This window comes from Streptomyces sp. NPDC089919 (assembly GCF_040684615.1).
In the GTDB taxonomy this organism is placed as follows: Bacteria; Actinomycetota; Actinomycetes; order Streptomycetales; family Streptomycetaceae; genus Streptomyces.
In genome coordinates this window covers 21,446-40,320 of record NZ_JBFBGK010000025.1, presented here as the reverse complement: position 1 = coordinate 40,320, position 18,875 = coordinate 21,446, and the positions used below count along the sequence as shown (strand labels likewise).

At 74.4% G+C, this 18,875-nt stretch carries 15 protein-coding genes and 1 riboswitch; of the genes, 7 read left to right on the top strand and 8 right to left on the bottom strand.

Annotated elements, in window-relative coordinates; translation table 11 throughout:
- Positions 1–12: 12 nt before the first annotated feature.
- Positions 13–1,653 (bottom strand): glycosyltransferase, encoded by a 1,641-nt coding sequence (locus AB0O40_RS13565; RefSeq protein WP_365039637.1) that lies wholly within the window; start codon positions 1,651–1,653, stop codon positions 13–15.
- 156 nt (positions 1,654–1,809) lie between these two features.
- Here AB0O40_RS13565 and AB0O40_RS13560 point away from each other — a divergent pair, with 156 nt between their 5' ends.
- Both AB0O40_RS13560 and AB0O40_RS13555 read left to right on the top strand, forming a co-directional pair.
- On the top strand, positions 1,810–2,214 hold the full coding sequence (locus tag AB0O40_RS13560; protein ID WP_365039634.1) for a hypothetical protein: 405 nt from the start codon (positions 1,810–1,812) through the stop codon (positions 2,212–2,214).
- A 192-nt stretch (positions 2,215–2,406) separates the two neighbouring features.
- The gene (locus AB0O40_RS13555) at positions 2,407–4,494 is read left to right on the top strand and encodes a phage holin family protein (protein WP_365039631.1); all 2,088 of its coding nucleotides are present in this window, start codon (positions 2,407–2,409) and stop codon (positions 4,492–4,494) included.
- 112 nt (positions 4,495–4,606) lie between these two features.
- Here AB0O40_RS13555 and AB0O40_RS13550 read toward each other — a convergent pair whose 3' ends face one another.
- Together AB0O40_RS13550 and AB0O40_RS13545 are read right to left on the bottom strand one after the other, a co-directional pair.
- Positions 4,607–6,178: an RNA polymerase sigma factor gene (locus tag AB0O40_RS13550; RefSeq protein ID WP_365039628.1), complete on the bottom strand. Its 1,572-nt coding sequence runs from the start codon at positions 6,176–6,178 to the stop codon at positions 4,607–4,609.
- Positions 6,179–6,369: 191 nt separating this feature from the next.
- Positions 6,370–7,131: a class I SAM-dependent methyltransferase gene (locus AB0O40_RS13545; RefSeq protein WP_365039625.1), complete on the bottom strand. Its 762-nt coding sequence runs from the start codon at positions 7,129–7,131 to the stop codon at positions 6,370–6,372.
- A 68-nt stretch (positions 7,132–7,199) separates the two neighbouring features.
- Positions 7,200–7,307: riboswitch (ZMP/ZTP riboswitch) on the top strand.
- 29 nt (positions 7,308–7,336) lie between these two features.
- Between AB0O40_RS13545 and AB0O40_RS13540 the strand changes: the two genes are divergently transcribed.
- From AB0O40_RS13540 to AB0O40_RS13530, 3 genes are all read left to right on the top strand, one after another.
- Positions 7,337–8,221 carry a bifunctional 5,10-methylenetetrahydrofolate dehydrogenase/5,10-methenyltetrahydrofolate cyclohydrolase gene (locus AB0O40_RS13540; RefSeq protein ID WP_365039622.1) on the top strand — a complete coding sequence of 295 codons (885 nt, stop codon included), beginning with the start codon at positions 7,337–7,339 and terminating at the stop codon, positions 8,219–8,221.
- A 118-nt stretch (positions 8,222–8,339) separates the two neighbouring features.
- Entirely contained in the window at positions 8,340–9,854 is a 1,515-nt protein-coding gene (locus AB0O40_RS13535) for a peptide MFS transporter (RefSeq protein ID WP_365039619.1), read from the top strand.
- Positions 9,855–9,983: 129 nt separating this feature from the next.
- The gene (locus AB0O40_RS13530) at positions 9,984–10,400 is read left to right on the top strand and encodes a hypothetical protein (RefSeq protein WP_365039616.1); all 417 of its coding nucleotides are present in this window, start codon (positions 9,984–9,986) and stop codon (positions 10,398–10,400) included.
- On the opposite strand, the gene AB0O40_RS13525 is transcribed toward AB0O40_RS13530, so the two are convergent.
- Complete coding sequence (locus AB0O40_RS13525) at positions 10,386–11,207, bottom strand: helix-turn-helix transcriptional regulator (RefSeq protein ID WP_365039613.1); 822 nt, start codon at positions 11,205–11,207, stop codon at positions 10,386–10,388. The genes AB0O40_RS13530 and AB0O40_RS13525 overlap by 15 nt on opposite strands.
- A gap of 23 nt (positions 11,208–11,230) precedes the next feature.
- Positions 11,231–12,997, bottom strand: a complete 1,767-nt coding sequence (locus AB0O40_RS13520) for an FAD-dependent oxidoreductase (protein WP_365039610.1) — start codon at positions 12,995–12,997, stop codon at positions 11,231–11,233.
- A 215-nt stretch (positions 12,998–13,212) separates the two neighbouring features.
- Between AB0O40_RS13520 and AB0O40_RS13515 the strand changes: the two genes are divergently transcribed.
- Entirely contained in the window at positions 13,213–13,518 is a 306-nt protein-coding gene (locus AB0O40_RS13515) for a 4a-hydroxytetrahydrobiopterin dehydratase (RefSeq protein WP_365039607.1), read from the top strand.
- Positions 13,518–14,261: a class I SAM-dependent methyltransferase gene (locus tag AB0O40_RS13510; RefSeq protein WP_365039605.1), complete on the top strand. Its 744-nt coding sequence runs from the start codon at positions 13,518–13,520 to the stop codon at positions 14,259–14,261. The genes AB0O40_RS13515 and AB0O40_RS13510 overlap by 1 nt, the downstream gene beginning before the upstream one ends.
- Before the next feature lie 132 nt (positions 14,262–14,393).
- Here the strand turns inward: AB0O40_RS13510 and AB0O40_RS13505 are convergent, their stop codons facing one another.
- The 3 genes from AB0O40_RS13505 to AB0O40_RS13495 form a co-directional block, all read right to left on the bottom strand.
- Positions 14,394–15,233: an aldo/keto reductase gene (locus AB0O40_RS13505; protein ID WP_365039602.1), complete on the bottom strand. Its 840-nt coding sequence runs from the start codon at positions 15,231–15,233 to the stop codon at positions 14,394–14,396.
- Positions 15,234–15,374: 141 nt separating this feature from the next.
- The gene (locus tag AB0O40_RS13500) at positions 15,375–16,124 is read right to left on the bottom strand and encodes an ABC transporter ATP-binding protein (RefSeq protein ID WP_365039599.1); all 750 of its coding nucleotides are present in this window, start codon (positions 16,122–16,124) and stop codon (positions 15,375–15,377) included.
- Positions 16,121–18,865, bottom strand: a complete 2,745-nt coding sequence (locus tag AB0O40_RS13495; RefSeq protein ID WP_365039596.1) for an ATP-binding cassette domain-containing protein — start codon at positions 18,863–18,865, stop codon at positions 16,121–16,123. Before AB0O40_RS13495 ends, AB0O40_RS13500 begins: the two co-directional genes overlap by 4 nt.
- Positions 18,866–18,875: the final 10 nt, after the last annotated feature.

Sequence of the window (18,875 nt, the reverse complement as noted above, 5' to 3'; positions counted from 1 at the left end):
GCCGGAGCGGGCTCAGCCGGCCGGCTGCGGCAGCGGCAGCCGGTGCACCGCCTCGAAGCTGAGGTTGTCGTAGTGGGCGGTGAAGAACGGCGCCACGGCCAGCTCCGTGCCCGCGCCCGCGTCCCGGGCCACCACCCGCGCCCGGCGGGCCGTCTTGTCCAGCCCCGCCGCGTGCGAGCGGCCCAACCGGACCGTCCGGGCCACGTCGTCCGCCCGCACCGTCAGGAAGCAGTCCCACACCCCGGGGGCCAGCGGCCCCCCGCCGTCCACCCGGGCCAGGTCCACGTCCGCCCGGAAACCGGCCCCGCTCAGGTCCACGCCCCGCCGCTCGCCCTCCGCCGCCAGACCCGGGGCCGGCCGCGGCACCGCCGGGACCGACAGCTCCCGGCCGGTGGCCCGCTCGCGCAGCACCAGCTCGCTCGCCATCCGCCCGGTCCCGAAGGACTCCAGGTAGGCGTGCCCGGTCAGCCGCACCACGGAGTCCTTCCACCCGATGCCGTCCAGGTGGTGCCGGGCCTTGACGGTGTCCGTGATCTCGAACAGCTCGTCCGGCAGCCCCACCGCCGGATCGCGGAAGTACGGGTAGCAGCGGAACAGCCGCCCGCCGTCGGCCAGCTGCTGCGGCGGCTGCTGCGCCGGGTCGTAGCCGGCCAGGTGCTCGAAGGCCTCCATCGCCCCGCCCTGGAACGCGTACATCCGGATCGCGTCCAGCTGCGAGAGCTCGCCGGTCATCTCCGGGCGCCAGTACGCCTCGCACAGCGCCCGGCCGCGCCGGTAGACCTCGGCGGTGAAGTCCGGGTAGTCCCGGTGCGCCCAGGCGGCCGGCCGCAGCGCCTTGGCCAGCAGCGCCCGGAAGTGCCGGCCCAGCATCCGGCGGCGCCCCACCGGGTCGGTGACCCGCTCGTGGACCATCCGCATCACCCGCTCGATGTGCTCGACCGTCTCGTGCGCGGTCCGCCCCCGGGAGGTGATGTTCTGCCCGTCCTCGCGGCGGCGCAGGTAGTAGCAGTCGTAGTCGCCGACCACCGAGATCTTCCCCGCCGCCAGGTAGGCCGCGGTCACGAAGAGCTGGTCCTCGCCGAACCACAGGTCCTCGGGGTAGCGGATCGGCTCCTTCTCGAGGATCTGGCGGCGGATGAGCTTGGCGCTGTGCAGCGCCCGGTACACCTCGGAGGTGAACAGGTCCGCCTCCTCGGCATGGCGGTGCGCCTTGTCGGAGACGGTGCGGCCCAGTCCGACCAGCTTCGCCAGGACCACGTCGCTGCCCTGGGTGTCGGCCATCCGCACCAGCCGCTCCAGGGTCTCGGGCCCCAGCACGTCGTCCGCGTCCACCACGTACACGTACCGGCCCCGGGCCAGGTCCAGGGCCCGGTTCCGGGGCCGGCTGGGCCCGCCGGAGTTCTCCTGGTGGACCACCCGCAGCTGCGGGAAGCGGGCCGCCCAGCGGTCCAGCTCGGCGCCGCTGCCGTCGGTGGAACCGTCGTCGACCGCTATGACCTCGATCCGCTCGACGCCCAGCGTCTGCCCGGTCACCGACTCCAGGCACTCCGTGAGGTACGGCATCGCGTTGTACACCGCGATGACCACGGAGACGTCGGGCACCCGCCCGGGCTGCTGCCAGGCCGCGGGCGGAGTGGGCGGATACGTGCTCATGTGCCGGATTCCTGTTCCTGCGCGGACGGGCCGAGGGGTAGGCAGAGAGTATGAAGCGGCCGGCGGACGGCGTGCGCGCCGGGGGGCCCGGCCGACCGATTTCGCCCCCCGCCACCCCCTCCTCGCGGGCCCCCGATCGGAGTAGGGTCGGGCGCCATGAATGAGGTGCGCGTGGCCGCTATCGCGAGTCTGGCCCCGCTGGAACAGCTCGACGCCGACCCGTTCGTCGTCGACACCCGCAGCCAGCAGGCCATGTGCGCCCGCTGGGCGGCCGATCAGGGGTACGTGGTGACCCGCCAGCTCTTCGTCTACGGCCTGCGCCCCGACCACTGCGGCCTGTGGTCCGACGTGGACGCCGGCGAGGTGGACCTCTTCGTCGCACCGAACCTGCGCGTGCTGGCCACGGCCCTGCGCTCGGTCGAGGAGTTCACCGCCGAGTGCACCCGGCGCGGGGTGCGGCTGGAAACCGTCGGGCTGGACGAGCCCGCGTACACCTCCGCCATGAAGGCCGAGGTGCACCGGCGGCTCTCCATGCCCACCGCCGGGTACGACGGGACCTGACGCCCGGCCACGCCCGGCCACGGGACGGGTGGGGCGGACGGTGCCCCTGGGGTGCCCGCTCCCGGCGGGGCACAAGTGTGCCTCCACCGCCACTGGGTGCGTCTTCTGAATCCTCCGGGTAAGGGCCTTTCGTGCGAGGCTGGCAAGGGGCCCCGCGGGCGTTGGCGGGCTTGGACGTGAGGCGGGTGCGGGGTGCTCAGAAGGCGTTGGCGGACCACGGGCAACGCCCTGCTGCGGGTGATCGCGGTCTGGGCGGTCTCCACCCTGACGATGCTCGTGCTGGCCGGAATCCTCCCCGACTTCGAGCTCCAGTCCCCGGACGGCGACAGCATCACCCGCATCGCCCTCACCGCCGCCTGGGGCGCCGGCGCCTTCGGCCTGCTCGGCGCCCTGGTCTGGCCGGCGCTGGTCCGCGCCCTGCTGCTGGTCCCCGCGCTCGTCCTCGGCCTGCTGGTGTTCTTCCTCAACGGCTCGCTGCTGCTGATCGCCCTCTCCCTGATCCCCGACGGCCGGGGCGCGGCCGACCCGCAGACCGCCGTGGTGGTCGCCGCGGTCATGTCGGCCGTGGCCTCCGCCACCTCCACCGCCCTCGCCGTCCGCGACGACAACGCCTACCGGCGGCGCCTGTACCGCCTCGCCGACCGCCGGCGGCGCCGCCGGGGCCGCGAGCGCACCCCCGGCGAGGCCACCCCGGGCATGGTCTTCCTCCAGCTCGACGGCGTCGGCCACGACGTGCTGCGGGGCGCCGTCGGCCGGGGCCTGATGCCCACCGTCGCCACCTGGCTCGAGCAGGGCAGCCACCGCGTCACCCCCTGGTACACCGACTGGTCCAGCCAGACCGGCGCCAGCCAGCTCGGCATCCTGCACGGCTCCACCTTCGACGTGCCGGCCTTCCGCTGGTACGAGAAGGACACCGGCGAGACGGTCGTCTGCAACCGGCCCACCAGCGCCGCCGAACTCCAGCGCCGCGCCATCGCCCGCACCGGCGACGGCGGCCTGCTCACCCTCGACGGCGCCAGCCGCGGCAACCTCTTCAGCGGCGGCGCCGACCAGCTCGCGCTGGTCCTGTCGGTCTCCGCCCGCCGCGGCCGGGAGAACCGCTCCCGGGCCGGCTACTTCGCCTACTTCTCCGACCCGGCCAACGCCGTCCGCACCGCCCTCTCCCTGGTCGCCGAGGTGGGCCGGGAGATCGCCCAGGGCCTGGCGGCCCGGCTGCGCGGGGTGCGGCCCCGGGTCTCCCGGGGCGGCGCCTACCCCTTCATCCGGGCCTTCGCCACCGTCGTGGAGCGGGACGTGGTGGTGGCCGCGGTGATCGGGGACATGCTGGCCGGCCGCGCCGCGGTCTACGCCGACCTGGTCGCCTACGACGAGGTGGCCCACCACTCCGGACCCGCCAGCCGGGACGCCGAGAAGGTCCTGGAGCGGCTGGACCGCTCCATCGCGCTGATCGCCCAGGTCGCCGAGCACGCCCCCCGGGACTACCGGATCGTCCTGCTGTCCGACCACGGCCAGAGCCCCGGCGAGACCTTCCTCGGCCGCTACGGGCTCACCCTCAAGGACCTGGTGCGCGCCGGCTGCGGGCTGCCGGTACCCCGCCGGGCCGGTCGCACCCACAGCGGCGCCGAGGCCCGGGCGGCCGTCCGCACCGCCCTGCACCGGCCCGTGGAGGAGGACGCCGGGCCCGGCCGCCCCGGCCCGGGCCCCGACCCGGTGGTGCTGGCCTCGGGCAACCTGGGCCTGATCTCCTTCCCCGACGTCCCCGAGCGGATGACCCGGCAGCAGATCGACCACCGCTACCCGGCGCTGCTGACCACCCTCGCGAACCACCCCGGCATCGGCTTCCTGCTGGTACGCGACGCCGAGCGCGGGGGAGTGGTGCTGGCGGCGGGCGGCGGCGAGGCGGCGCTGGCCGAGCCCGGGGCAGCGGAGCGGCTGCTGGCCCCCTTCGGCCCGGGCGCGGCCGGGGCGGTCCGGCGCACCGACTCCTTCCCGCACGTCGCGGACGTGATGGTGAACTCCGCGTACTTCCCCGAGACCGGCGAGGTGCACGCCTTTGAAGAGCAGATCGGCTCGCACGGCGGCCTGGGCGGAGAGCAGGGCCGGCCCTTCCTCCTGTGGCCGGTGGAGCTCTCCGCGCCGGGGGAGCCGGTGGGCGCCGAGCGGGTCCACCGGGTGCTGCGCCGCTGGCTGCGCGAGGCGGCCGGCCCCCAGGTGCCGCTGACCCTGCCGGCGGAGCTCCCCGCGGCCGCTCCGGTCCGGCCGGACCCGGCGCCGCGCTGACCCCGCCGCCGTCCCGGGCGTGCGGCCGGGCGCGGACACGCCGGAGGCCCGGACCCCCGCGGGGGAGTCCGGGCCTCCGGCGACCGACCCGGCGGACCGGGACGGCCGACGACTAGTCGAGGTAGTCGCGCAGCACCTGGGAGCGGGACGGGTGGCGCAGCTTCGACATGGTCTTGGACTCGATCTGGCGGATCCGCTCACGGGTGACCCCGTAGACCCGGCCGATCTCGTCCAGCGTCTTGGGCTGGCCGTCGTTGAGGCCGTAGCGCATGGACACCACGCCCGCCTCGCGCTCCGAGAGCGTGCCCAGGATCGACTGCAGCTGCTCCTGGAGGAAGGTGAAGGAGACCGCGTCGGCCGGCACGACCGCCTCGGAGTCCTCGATCAGGTCACCGAACTCGCTGTCGCCCTCCTCACCCAGGGGGGTGTGCAGGGAGATCGGCTCGCGCCCGTACTTCTGGACCTCGATGACCTTCTCGGGGGTCATGTCGAGTTCCTTGCCCAGCTCCTCCGGGGTGGGCTCGCGGCCCAGGTCCTGGAGCATCTGGCGCTGCACGCGGGCGAGCTTGTTGATGATCTCGACCATGTGCACGGGGATGCGGATGGTGCGCGACTGGTCCGCCATGGCGCGGGTGATCGCCTGCCGGATCCACCAGGTCGCGTAGGTGGAGAACTTGAAGCCCTTGGTGTAGTCGAACTTCTCCACCGCGCGGATCAGACCGACGTTGCCCTCCTGGATCAGGTCCAGGAAGAGCATGCCGCGGCCGGTGTAGCGCTTGGCCAGCGAGACCACCAGGCGGAGGTTGGCCTCCAGCAGGTGGTTCTTGGCACGCCGGCCGTCCTCCACGAGGATCTCCAGCTCGCGCTTGTACGCGGGCTTGAGGTCGTCCTCCTCGTCCAGGATGTACTCGGAGAACAGGCCCGCCTCGATGCGCTTGGCGAGCTCGACCTCCTGCTCGGCGTTGAGCAGCGGCACCTTTCCGATGAGCTTCAGGTAGTCCTTGACGGGGTCGGCGGTGGCGCCGGCGACCATGACCGTCTGGGCCGGGGCGTCGTCGTCGTCCTCGTCGGACAGGACGAAGCCCTGCGCGCCGGGCTTGGCCGTCTCCTCCTCGGGCTCGTCGGCCAGGTCCTCGGCCCACTCCTCGCCCTCGAGCTCGACGGTCTCGCCATCGGCGTCCTTGGCCGTCTTCTTGGTGGCGGCGGTCTTCTTCGTGGCGGTCTTCTTGGCGGCGGTCTTCTTGACCGTGCGCTTCTTCGGCTCGGCGGCGGTGCCGGCCTCGGCCGTGACGACGGTCTCGTCCTCGGCCGGGACCTGCGGCGATGCGGATATGGCCGTCGCCGGGGCGGCGGTCTTGCGCGCACCGATGGGACGCGGAGCGGCGGCCGCCTTCTTGGCCACCGTGCGGGCCGGGGCCGCCGCGGCCTTGCGCGGCTTCTTCGCGGCGGTCTTGGCGGCGGGGGCGGCGCTGACGTGCAGGGCCACGCCTTCCTCGTCCAGGACCTGGTTCAGGCTGCGCAGGACCCGCTTCCACTGGTCCACCGGGATGCGGCCGGCCTCGAAGGCCTGGCGCACGTCGTCACCGTTGATGTGACCCTGCTCGCGGCCGCGCTCGACGAGCGCGACCAGGGCCTCGGATTCGGCGATCTCCGGAGGGAACGTACGGGACGGGCTGAGCGACACAAGGAGCCTCTCGTTGCGAACAGATAAAGGACGGGCGGGACATCATCGCGCGACTGCAGCGGGACGGACCAATCCGGGTCTGTCCAACTGGGCCGCGCGAGGACACCTGTCGGTTCATCGCGTGCCCGAGTCGAAGTGTTACGCGCTGAATTGAGTGACCTGCGCCACGCCGTGTATCCGCGCCGCCCGCCTCAGCCCGGTTTGCGGGCCTCGATGAGGAAGCGGGTGGTGTGGGCGACGAAGGGGCCTTCGCGCTCGATCCGGTCGTGGAGCTCGCGCAGCCGGTCCCGATAGTGGCCGACCGTGAAGCCCGGCACCATCCAGATCACCTTCCTCAAAAAGTAGATCACGGCTCCGATGTCGTTGAACTCCGTCCGCAGCCGCTCCGAGCGCAGATCGACCACTTCCAGACCGGCCGCGGCCGCTCCCTGCTGGGCCAGATCGGGGTGGCGGGCGTTCTTGACCTCCTCGGGCTGGGTGCCCAGGAAGAACTCGACCAGCTCGAAGACGCTGGCCGGTCCGACCTGCTGCGAGAAGTACGTGCCGCCCGGGCGCAGCACCCGGGCGATCTCCTCCCACCAGATGGTCACGGGGTGCCGGCTGGACACCAGGTCGAAGGCGTCGTCCGCGAACGGCAGCGGCGGCTCGTCCGTGTCCGACACCACCACCGCGCCCAGCGGGTGCAGCAGGGCCGTGGCCTTGGCCACGTTCGGCGGCCAGCCCTCGGTGGCCACCATCAGCGGCGGCAGCGGGCCGGCCCCGGCAAGCACCTCCCCGCCGCCGGTCTGGATGTCCAGGGCCGCCCGGGCCCGGCCCAGCCGCTCGCCCAGCAGCCGCTGGTACCCCCAGGAGGGGCGTTCCTCACTGGCCCGGCCGTCCAGCCAGGAGAAGTCCCAGCCGGCGACCGAGACGGACTCGGCCTCGGCCACGAGTGTGTCGAAAACAGGTGCCATGTCGCGATCGTCCCAGCAGAGGGCCGGGGTCTGCCACCGGATTGCGGGCGGGCGCTGGTCTAGAGTGGGCGACGGGCCGTGACTGGCGCTTGGGTGGATCACCACCGGGGAGCGGCCCGACGTACGCGGGGCCGTGGGGCACCGGTACGCCGATGCCGCGCGCCTGGGCGAACCGCGATTTCCGCAGCGACGTTCAGGAGACCCCGTGACGACTGCCCAGACCGCCCGCCTCATGGACGGCACCGCCGTGGCCCGCCGGATCACCGAGCAGACCGCCCGGTACGCCGAAACGATCACTCAGGCCACCGGCACCGCGCCCTGCCTGGCCACCGTGCTGGTCGGCGAGGACCCCGCCTCGGTCACCTACGTGAAGATGAAGCAGAACCGCTGCGCCAAGGCCGGCATCACCTCGCGGCACGTGGCCCTGCCCGCCGAGACCACCACCGAGGAGCTGGTCGCGGCCATCACCGCGCTCTCCGAGGACCCCGAGGTGCACGGCATCCTGCTCCAGCACCCGGTCCCGCACCACATCGACGAGCGGGCCGCCTTTGAAGCCATCGCCCCCGCCAAGGACGTCGACGGGGTCACCATGCACTCCTTCGCGGCCATGAGCTTCGGTGAGCCGGGCTTCGTCTCCTGCACCCCCGGCGGCATCATGCGCCTGCTGGAGGAGTACGACGTGGAGCTGACGGGCAAGCGCGCGGTGGTCGTCGGCCGCAGCGCGATCCTCGGCAAGCCGGCCGGCATGCTGCTGCTCGCCAAGGACGCCACCGTCACCTACTGCCACTCCCGCACGGTCGACCTCCCCTCGATCGTCCGCGAGGCGGACGTGCTGGTGGCCGCGGTGGGCCGGGCCGAGTTCATCAAGGGCGAGGACATCAAGCCCGGCGCGGTGGTCCTGGACGCCGGCTACAACGAGGGCAACGTCGGCGACGTGCACTTCGAGTCCGCCGCCGAGCGCGCCTCGCTGATCACCCCGGTGCCCGGCGGCGTGGGCCCGATGACCATCGCCGTGCTGCTCGAGCAGACCGTGCTGGCCGCGGCCGCGCAGCAGGGCGTGGACCTCCAGGACGCCGCCGACCAGGCCTGACGCCCTCGGCAGGGACCGACGCCCCGGGCCGTGCGGCCCGGGGCGTCGGGGCATCCCCGGGACGATCCGGACCGAACGGACGATCCCCGGCGGGGGCTCCGGCGGCTGCAATGAATATGTGAAGACGGAGATAGCCATGCAGTCCGGGGCCCGCCCCGGTGCGACGGCGAGCCGGCCGGCCCGCCGTCGACACCCGCGCGGGCTCGCCACCCTCGTCCTGGCCGAGCTGTGGGAGCGCTTCAGCCTCTACGGCATGGTCGCCATCCTCGTGCACTTCCTGGCCGCGCCCCTCGCCAAGGGCGGGATGGGCCTGCACGAGGGCACCGCGGAGGCCGTCGAAGGCGTCTACATGGCGATGATCTCGCTGCTGGCGCTGCCCGGCGGCTGGATCGCGGACCGCTTCCTGGGCGCCCGCCGCGCCGTCTTCTGGGGCGGTCTGGTGATCATGACGGGGCACGTGGCGCTGGCCGTACCGGGCCGTGGCTTCGTCTGGGCCGGCCTGGTCCTCATCGTGCTCGGCACCGGCCTGCTCAAGCCCAACATCTCCGCCCTGGTCGGCCGGCTCTACGCACCCGACGACGACCAGCGCCGGGACGCCGGCTACTCGCTCTTCTACATGGGCATCAACCTGGGCGCCGTGCTCGCGCCGCTGGTCGTCGGCTACCTCGGCGAGGAGGTCGACTGGCACCTCGGCTTCGGCGCCGCCGCCGTCGGCATGGCGCTCGGCCTGGTCCAGTACGTCCTCGGCGGCCGCCGGCTGTCCCGGCAGCTGCGGGAGGACCCGGTCGTCCCGCTCACCCCGGCCGAGCGCCGCAAGGTCGTGCACACGGGCGCCTACGGCGTGGTCCTCACCGGCTGCCTGATCGCCCTGCTGGCCGTCGCGCACGCCCTGACCACCGACAGCGTCACCTTCGTGCTGACCCTGGTCGCCGTGGTCGTGCCGGCCGGCGTGCTGGTCTCGATGTACCGCAGCCCCAAGGTCACCCGCACCGAGCGGACCCGGCTGCGGGCGTACGTGTGGCTCTTCCTGGCCGCCACGCTGTTCTGGCTGGTCTACGACCAGATGGGCAACGAGCTGAACATGTTCGCCGCCCAGAAGACCGACCTCAGCCTGCTCGGCTGGCACGTCCCGGCGAGCTGGACCCAGTCGATCCCGGCCTTCTTCGTGATCGCCCTGGCCCCGGTCTTCGCCTCCTTCTGGGTGCGCCGCGGCCGCCGGATGAGCACCCCGCTCAAGTTCGGCCTGGCCCTGCTGCTGGTCGGCGCGTCCTTCGTGGTCATGTCCGCCGCCGCGGCCATCGCCTCCACCGGGGTCAAGGTCTCCCTGATGTGGCTGGTCGGCGTGTACGTCATCCAGGTCATGGGCGAGATGTGCCTGAGCCCGGTCGGCCTGTCGGTCACCACCAAGCTGGCCCCGCGGGCCTTCACCAACCAGATGATGGGCGTCTGGTTCCTCGCCGCCGCCACCGGCGACGCGATCGGCGGCCAGCTCCCGCGCCTGGACGCCGTCATGGGCCAGTCCTGGAACTTCCTCTGGCAGGGCGCCATGGTCCTGGCCGCCGGCGCCGCGATGGTCCTCTTCACCCGCCGCCTGACCCGCCTGACCGGCGAGGCGGCCCCCGCGGCGGCCTGAGCGCCGCATTACCTCCGGGGTAATCGACCCGCCGCCCGGCGGGCGCCAAGGTGGGGGTGTCGGGTTCCGGGAGGCGCACTCCTCCCGGAACCCGGGTCCCCCACCTACTGCCTTGGAGGCTGATCCGCCATGTCCGCGACCTTCATCTCCGGTGTCGCCCGCACGACCGAGCCGCGGCTGGCGCTGCGGCGCTTCCTGGCCCTGGACGCGGTCGTGACGGGGGCCAACGGGCTGGCGTACGCCGCCTTCTCCGGACCGGTCGGACGGCTGCTCGGGGTCGGGTCCACGCTGGTGCTCGAACTCGGGGTGCTGCTGACCCTCTACGCCGCCGCCGTCGGCCTGCTCGCCGCCCGCCGCGAGCCGGCCGCCTTCCCGGTCCGGCTGGTCATCGAGACCAACCTGGCCTGGGCGGTGCTCAGCATCCTCGCGACGGCCGTGTGGTTCGAGCCCAGCACCGCGGGGCTCGTGTGGATCCCGGCCCAGGCCGTGACCGTCCTCGGCTTCGCCGTACTCCAGCAGCTGGCGCTGCGCTCACGGACCCAGTGAGCGCAGGTACTTCACCGTCGCCGGGTCGGCCGGGAGCATGGTCTCGATGGCCAGCTCGGCGACGGTCACGTCCATCGGGGTGTTGAAGGTCGAGATCGAGGAGACGAACGACAGCACCTGCCCGCCGAGTTCGATCCGCAGCGGGAGCGCGAAGTACGGCACCGGCTCCGCGTCCGGCCCCGGGTCCTCGGGATGCCGGTCGGGCAGCGGATAGGCCGCGACCTCGTCGTACAGCGCCCGCAGGGACTCCGAACGCGCCAGCGCGATCTGCCGTTCCATCTGGGCCAGCAGATGTCCGCGCCACTCCAGGAAGTTGAGGATCCGCGGCGCCAGGCCCTCCGGGTGCAGCGTGATCCGGACGGCGTTGACCGGCGGGGCCAGCAGGTGCTCCGGCAGCCCCTCCAGCATCATCGCGATCCCGCGGTTGGCGGCGACCACGTCGTACGTCGCGTCCACCACGAGCGCCGGGTAAGGCTCGTACCCCGACAGCAGGCGCTCCAGCCCCTCGCGCAGGGCGCCCATGGCCGGGTCGGCCAGCGGGGTCTGCGTGTACCGCGGCGCGTAACCGGCCGCCAGCAGCAGGGCGTTGCGCTCCCGGACCGGCACCTCCAGGTGGTCGGCCAGCCGCAGCAGCATCTCCTCGCTGGGCCGGGCCCGTCCGGTCTCGATGAAGCTGATGTGCCGGGCCGAGGAGTCGGCCCGGATCGCCAGGTCCAGCTGGCTGATCCGGCGCCGCTGCCGCCAGGTGCGCAGCAGCGGCCCCGCGCCGCCGGTGGACGTGCCCGGCCCCGGGGTCGTCGTCGTCATGACGCGACCCTACCCAACGCCTCTCAGCCCAGGTCCAAGGCGTTCCGCAGGCCCAGCCGGTAGCGCAGCCGGTCGGCCCGGCGCAGCGGTTCCAGCTCCGGCGGCCGGTACATCGGCGTCACCGTGCACCGCTGCGCCCCCGAACCCGTCCGGTCCAGCAGGGCGTTGACCGCGGCCCGGGCCGCCGAGTTGGCCCCCTCCATGGTCGCCAGGTCGATCGGGACGGCCACGTAGTCCCCGCACAGGAACAGGTTCGGCACCCGGGTGGCCGCCGTCGGCCGGTCGTAGAGCGTGCCCACCGGGTGCACCAGCAGTTCGTCCTCGTTGGCCGCGTCGGGGGTGCCCAGGCCGCTCACCCCGGGGTCCAGGAACCACGAGTGCAGGTCCCCGTCGCTCAGCACCGTGCGGCCGGTGTCGTTCAGCGAGGCCTTCAGCTGCGCCCACACCTCCCGGGCGACCTCCTCGCGGGTGCACTCCTTCGCCGTCTTCCCGTACAGGATCCCCGGCTTGTCCCACTCGGAGACGTCCACCGACAGGCAGTCCACCGCCACCCCGTCGCCGTAGGCCGCGGCGAACTCCCGCCCGGGCCAGTGCTCGGCCTGCTGGATGGCGGTCAACGACCATGGCGAGTCGATGCAGTTGACGTGTCCGTGGACCATCGGGGCGCGCCGGGTCAGGTAGAACTGGATGCCGGTCATCCAGTCGGTGGCCAGCCGGTCGCAACGGGCCAGCATCGGGTCCGCGGCCCGCAGCGCCGGGCCCCAGGTCCGGCGCGCCCGCTCGACCGGCAGGGCGCACACGAAGTGGTCCGCGTCCACCCGCCGGACCGTGCCGTCCGGGTCCTCGACCAGCGCGTGGTCGATCCGGCCGGCGGCGTACACCAGCTCGCGCAGGGCCGGTCCGACCGCGAACTCCACGCCCAGCGCGCGCAGGTGGGTGACCCAGGGGTCGATCCAGGCCTCGTTCGTGGGGGCGTTGAGGATCCGGTCGGGCGGGCCGTCGGCGCCCCGGCCCAGCGCGTTGAAGACGAAGGCCTCGCCGAGGGTGCCCACCGTCCGGGTGGAAGCCTCCTCCGCCTTGGTGGCGACGATGTTGCGGGTGATGCCCACGGCCAGGATCCGCTGGTACTCGGCCGACATCTGCGCCGCCCGCACGAACTGCCACCAGGGCGTGCGCTCCCACACCTCGGTGCGCCGCTCGTCGCAGCTGGTCAGGAAGACCAGGACGCGGTTGACGAAGTACGCCACCTCGTGGGCCGGCAGCCGGGCGAAGGTCTGCAGCATCCCGGTCAGCGCCCGGCCGATCTCCTCGGGGGTGAGCGCGGCGGGCTGCGGGGACCAGGGGATCGGGGCGCGCAGGTCCTCCCGGCCGGCGGCCCGGGCGAACATCATCTCCGGGGGCGCGACCAGGTTGTCCCACACCCCGTTCGGGTTCCCGGGGTAGGGGATCCGCCGCATCGTGTCCGGGAGGTTGTGGTAGATCCCGGGGATGAACCGGAAGCCGTGCTCGGCCGGGAGCGGCCGTCGGCCGCCGCGGGCACTGCCGGGCACGTCCATGCTGCGGGCCTTGCCGCCCAGGGCGCGCCGTTCGTGGACGGTGACGGCGAAACCGCGTTCGGCCAGTTCGTGGGCGGCGGTCAGGCCGGCCACACCGCCGCCGAACACCGCCACCCGGGGTGGGGCGGCGGCCGGGCCGGCCGGGCCGCCCGCGGCCGCCGCCGCGGGGCCGGCGGCGCCCGCCGTACCCGCCACGCCTGCTGCGCCCGCCAGGAACGTACGTCTCGAGCTCATCGGGATCCCCCACTTACCGCCGGTAACAGGTCGGTCGGCGCAGGAGCATAGGAGTGCCGCGCGTGACAGGGAAGGGCGCGGGCGACCCGCCCGCACTATGGCGGGAAAGGGTTCCCCTGTCGTGTCCTGTGGGAGATTGGCATGTCGACCCATCAGAGCGGGGCGCCCCGCGCCGGGGTGCCCGGCCCGCACCGCAACGGAAAGAGGGAAGCCGGATGGCCATGGAGCCGCTGTCGCAGAAGGAGATCGAGGACCGGCTGCGCGAACTGCCGGGCTGGGCCGTGCAGGACGGCAAGCTCGCCCGCACCTTCACCACCGGCTCGCACTTCGCCGCCGCCGCACTGGTGATGGCGATCGCCGCGGTCCAGGACGAGTTGGACCACCACTCCGACCTCACCCTCGGCTACCACAGCGTCGACCTCGCGGTGAACACCCACTCCGCCGGCGGCGGGCTCACCGACCTGGACTTCGGCCTCGCCACCCGCGTCCAGGCCATCGCCCCGGCGCACGGCGCCAGCTGATGACCCGTCCGCTCCTGGACTACGACGCCGAGGCCGCGGTCTACGACGAGACCCGCGGCGGCGTCCCGCGGGCCGAGGCGGCCGCCGCAGCCGTCCTCGGCCTGCTCCCCGGGCACGCCCGCACCCTGCTCGACCTCGGCTGCGGCACCGGCATCGTCACCACCCGGCTGGCCCGGCCCGGGCTGCGGGTGCTGGGCGCCGACGCCTCGTACGGCATGGCCCGGGTCGCCGCCGGCCGGGGCGTGCCGGTGGTGCTCGGCGACGGCACCCGGCTGCCCTTCCGCGACGGCTCCCTCGACGCCGTGGGCGCGGTCTGGCTGCTCCACCTGCTGCGGGCCCCCGGGGTGGTGCCCGCGCTGGTCGCGGAGGCCGCCCGGGTGCTGCGGCCCGGCGGTCGGTTCGTGACCACCGTCGACAAGGACGCCGCCCACGACGTCGGCTGCGACATCGACGAGGTCCTCGCCCCGCACCTGACGCCCGCCCCTGCCGACGCGTCCGCAGACGTCAGGGCGTACGCCGCCGAGGCCGGACTGCGGCCCTGCGGTGAGGCGTACTTCCCCGGCCACGGCCAGGGCCGCACGCCCCGCGCGGCCGCCGAGTCGCTGCTCAAGGGCCGCTACGCCTCCCGGGTCCGCCCGGCCGGCACCACCCCCGAGGAGCTGGCCGGCCGGCTCCTGGCCCTCCCGGCCCCCGACCGCCCGCGCCCCGATCCCGTGTACCGGCTGCTGGCGCTGGAGCGGTAGGGCCGGCGGCGGTCAGCCCCGCCCGGCCGCCCGGCGGACGGCCGCGACCAGCGGGCGCAGGCCCGGGACGCGTGCCGCCAGCCGCCCGGCCACCCGGGCCGGGCGGCCGCGCGGCCGGCGGGTGCCTCCGCTTCAGGCGTCGAACTCCTGCGGGTCCGGGCCGATGCGCCGGCCCGACTCCAGGGCGTCCAGGGCCGCCATGTCCTCGGCGTCCAGCTCGAAGCCGAACACGTCGAGGTTCTGCCGGATGCGCTCCGGGGTCACCGACTTCGGGATCGCGATGGTGCCGTGCTGGACGTGCCAGCGCAGCACCACCTGGGCCGCGCTCCGGCCGTGCTTCTCGGCGGCCGCCAGCACCGCGGGGCTGGCCAGCAGCTCCTTGCCCTGGCCCAGCGGGGACCAGGCCTCGGTGGCGATGCCCAGGCCGGCGTGGACCGCACGCAGCTCGGCCTGGCCGAACAGCGGGTGCAGCTCGACCTGGTTGACCGCCGGCACCAGCGGGCTCTCCGCGCGCAGCCGCTCCAGCTGGGCCGGCTGGAAGTTCGACACGCCGACCGCGCGCGCCCGGCCGCTCTCGGCGATCTCCTCGAAGGTCTTCCAGATGGCCAGGTAGTCCTCGCGCATCGGGCGCGGCCAGTGGATCAGGTACAGGTCGACGTGGTCCAGGCCCAGCTTCTCGAGCGAGGCGTCGAACTCGCGCAGGACGTTGTCGCGGCCCCACGGCTCGCGCGGGTGGTTCCACAGCTTGGTGGTGACGAACAGCTCCTCGCGGGGCAGCCCGGAGGCGGCCAGCGCCTTGCCGGTGCCGGCCTCGTTGCCGTAGATCGACGCGGTGTCGATGCTGCGGTAGCCCGCCTCCAGGGCCGTCCCCACGGCCTGGGCGGCCTCGGCGTCCGGCACCTGCCAGACGCCGAAACCGAGCTGGGGCATGGCGATGCCGTTGTTGAGCTGGATGGTGGGGACCTGGTTCACGTCGGGTCGTTCCCTCGTGTCGTCGTCGGGTGTACGACCATCACGAACCGGACAGGTGGGGGGCGTATTCCCGCCAGGCCCAGGGAGGTGGCGGGGCCCGGGTGCGAGGGTCCGCCCGAGCCCGCCCCGCGAGTCCCCGCCTCAGGACCCCAGGTACGCCTCCCGCACCGCCGGATCCGCGCGCACCGCGGCCGGCGGGCCCTCCGCGAGCACCGTACCCAGGTCCAGCACCACCACCCGGCTGCACAGCTCCATCACGAAGGCGACGTTGTGCTCCACCAGCAGCACCGCGCACCCCTCGGCCGCCGCCAGCCGCCGCACCACCGCCGCCAGCCGCTCCCGCTCCGGGGCGGTCAGCCCCGAGGCCGGCTCGTCCAGCAGCAGCACTCGCGGCGGGTCGGCCACCGCCCGGGCCAGCTCCGCCATCCGGGCCGGACCGACCGGGAGCGTGCCGGCGTACGCGTCCGCGAGACCGGCCATCCCGCACTCGTCGAGCACGGCCGCGGTCCGCTCCCGGCGCCGCCGCGCCGGGGCCGTTCCCCGGCCGCCCCGCCACTCCTGGGCGACCAGGAGGTTGTCGGCCACCGACAGCTGGCCGAACAGCTGCCGCCGCTGGAAGGTGCGCCGCATGCCGTGCCGGGCCCGCCAGACGGGGGAGCGGCGGGTGATCTCGCCGCCGCCGAGGAGCACCGCCCCGCCGTCCGGCCGCCGGATGCCGGACAGCACGTCGAAGAGGGTGGTCTTGCCGGCGCCGTTCGGGCCGATCAGCCCGCACACCTCCCCGGCCCGCAGGCCCAGTGACACCCCGTCCAGGGCCCGCACCCCGCCGAACCGCACCTGTATCCCGCGCGCCTCCAGGACGTACCGTCCGCCGGCCGCCGCGCCGCTCACGGCCCCACCCCCAGGTACGCCTCGGTCAGCCGGTCGGCCGTGACCGCCGCGCGCGGCCCGCACCAGCGGACGCTCCCGTCGGCCAGGTACGCCACGGTGTCCGCCACGCCCAGCACCTCCGCCGCCTTCTCCTCGACCAGCAGGAGCCCGGTACCGGCCGTCCGCAGCTCGGCCAGCAGGGCGTACACCTCGTCCACCACGCGCGGCGCCAGACCCAGGGACGGCTCGTCCGCGATCAGCACCCGCGGCGGCCGCTGGAGCAGCGGGGCCAGCGCCAGCATCTGCTGCTCGCCGCCGGAGAGCGCGCCCGCGGCGGTGCGGCGGCGTTCACCGAGGCGGGGGAAGCGGTCGTAGACGGCCTCGCGCTCGGCGGCCTCCGGGAGCACCAGCGCCAGGTTCTCCGCGACGGTCAGCGAGGGGAACACGCCGCGGCCCTCGGGGGCGAGCAGGACACCGGCCCGGGCCCGGCGGACCGGACCCTGCGCGGTGGCCTCCCGGCCGCCGATCCGCACGGTGCCGCGGTCGGCGGCCAGGGCGCCGGCCGCCACCCGGCAGGCCGTGGTCTTCCCGGCGCCGTTGGGCCCGAGCACCGCCACCATCTCCCCGGCCCGCACCACCAGGTCCACACCCCGCAACACCGTCCCCCCGTCGTACCCGGCCCACACCCCGCACAACTCCAGCACCGGAGCGGGCCCCGGGGCCGACCCCGCCGCTTCTCCGCCGCCTACACGGTCGTCTGTACGCCTGTCCTGTACAGCCGTACGGGACGTACGCCCGTCCTGTACAGCCGAACGAGACGTACGTGCGTCCCGTACGGTCGTCCGTCCCGCTCGGGCCGCTCGGCGGCGGGCCAGGCGTTGGGGGAGGGCGGCGCAGTAGCCGTCGGGGTCGTTGGCCAGGGCCAGGCCCGCCAGGCCGAAGAGGATCAGCGGCAGGTGCGCGGAGGTGGTCACCCACTCGCCCAGGACGTGCGGCATCAGCGCGTACACCAGCCCCGCCACGACCGCGTACTGCGGCCGCCGCACCCCGGCCGCGACCACCACCGCCAGCCACACCAGCCCGGTCATCGCGGTGAAGTCGGTCGCCGTGACCCGGGTGTTGTACGAGGCGTAGAGCACGCCCCCCAGCCCCGCCAGCCCGGCCGAGACGGTGAACAGCAGCAGTTGGGTGCGCACCACCGACACCCCGGAGGCCATCGCCGCCGCCGGCGCGGAGCGCACCGCCAGCATCGCCCGCCCCCACCGCGAGCCGCGCAGCGCCGTCAACGCCCAGGCCGCGAGGACCACCAGGACCAGCATGGCCACCCCGAAGGCCCGGTCGTCGGCCATGTCCAGCGGGCCGGCCACCGGGCGCGGCAGCGACCAGCCGGCGTCGCCGTTGCGCAGCCACCGCAGTTGGAAGAGGACCTGGTCGGCGAGGAAGGCCAGGGCCAGGGTGGCCAGCGCCAGCGACCGGCCGCCCAGCCGCAGCGCGGGCAGCGCCACCAGCGCGCCCAGCCCGGCCGCCGTGCCGGTCCCGGCCGCCGCGGCGGCGAGGAAGGGCCAGCCGTGGCTCATCAGCAGGCCGGTCACCAGCGCCGCCGAGGTCACGAAGGCCGCCTGCGCCAGCGAGACCATCGCGCCCAGCCCGGTGACCACCGTGAACGACATGAACACCAGCGCCAGCGCCAGCCCCTGGGCCAGCAGCCCGCTCCAGAACGGCGTCGTCACGGTGTACAGCGCCACGGCCACGGCCACCGCGGCTGCCGACCAGCCGCCCCAGCGGCGCGCCCAGGAGGCCCCCGCCAGGTGGTCCGGCGGCGGGGCGTCCGCCGCCGCGGTGCCCGCCGTGCGCTGCCGCCGGGCCAGTACCAGCAGCCCGGTGAAGAGGATGAGGAAGGGCACCGCCGTGCGGAAGCCGGTGATCCCCTCGGCGAAGGAGGCGTACCCGGCGACCAGGTTCTGCAGGACGCCCAGGCCCAGGCCCGCGGCGAAGGCCACCGGCACCGAGGTGAACCGGGCGAGCACGGCCGCGGTGGCCGAGACGAACAGGAACAGCGTGAAGTCGTGGGCCGACAGCCCCAGCAGGGGCGTGGCCAGCACCCCCGCGAGGCCGGCCAGCCCCGAGGCCAGCATCCAGGCCACCGACGACAGCCGGTCCGCGCTGATCCCGCGCAGCTCGGTCAGCGAGCGGTTGTCCACCGCCGCCCGCAGCCGCAGCCCGAGCCGGGTGTGGCGCAGCAGCACCCAGAGGGCCCCGGCCACCAGGGCCGTCGCCGCCCAGGTGATCAGCTGGTCGGAGTCCACCCCGACCCCGTCCAGCGGCTGCCAGGCCACGGCCGGGCTCGGGCCCACCCCCGGCAGCCCGAACTGGTTCTCGGCCGGCAGCACCCCCGCCCCCGCGTCCGCCAGCAGCTCCACCGCCCACAGCCCGGCGGCGGGCAGGGCGACGAGCAGCCCGATGGTGGCGACGATCTGCGCGGTGGCCCCGGCCCGGGCCAGCTTGCGGAACATCAGCCGGTCCAGGCACCAACCCAGGCCCGGTGCGAAACCGGCCACCACCAGCACGGCGGTGGGCACCGCGGGCCAGCCGAAGCCGGAGTGCAGCTCGTAGAAGACCAGCGCGCACAGGTACGCGGTGGCCCCGTGGGCGAAGTTGAAGAGACCGGACGCGGAGTACGACAGCACCAGGCCGGTGGCCAGCAGGGCGTACAGCGCCCCGGAGACCAGGCCGCTCAGCACGAAGCCCAGCAGATCCCCCATGTCGGCGCCC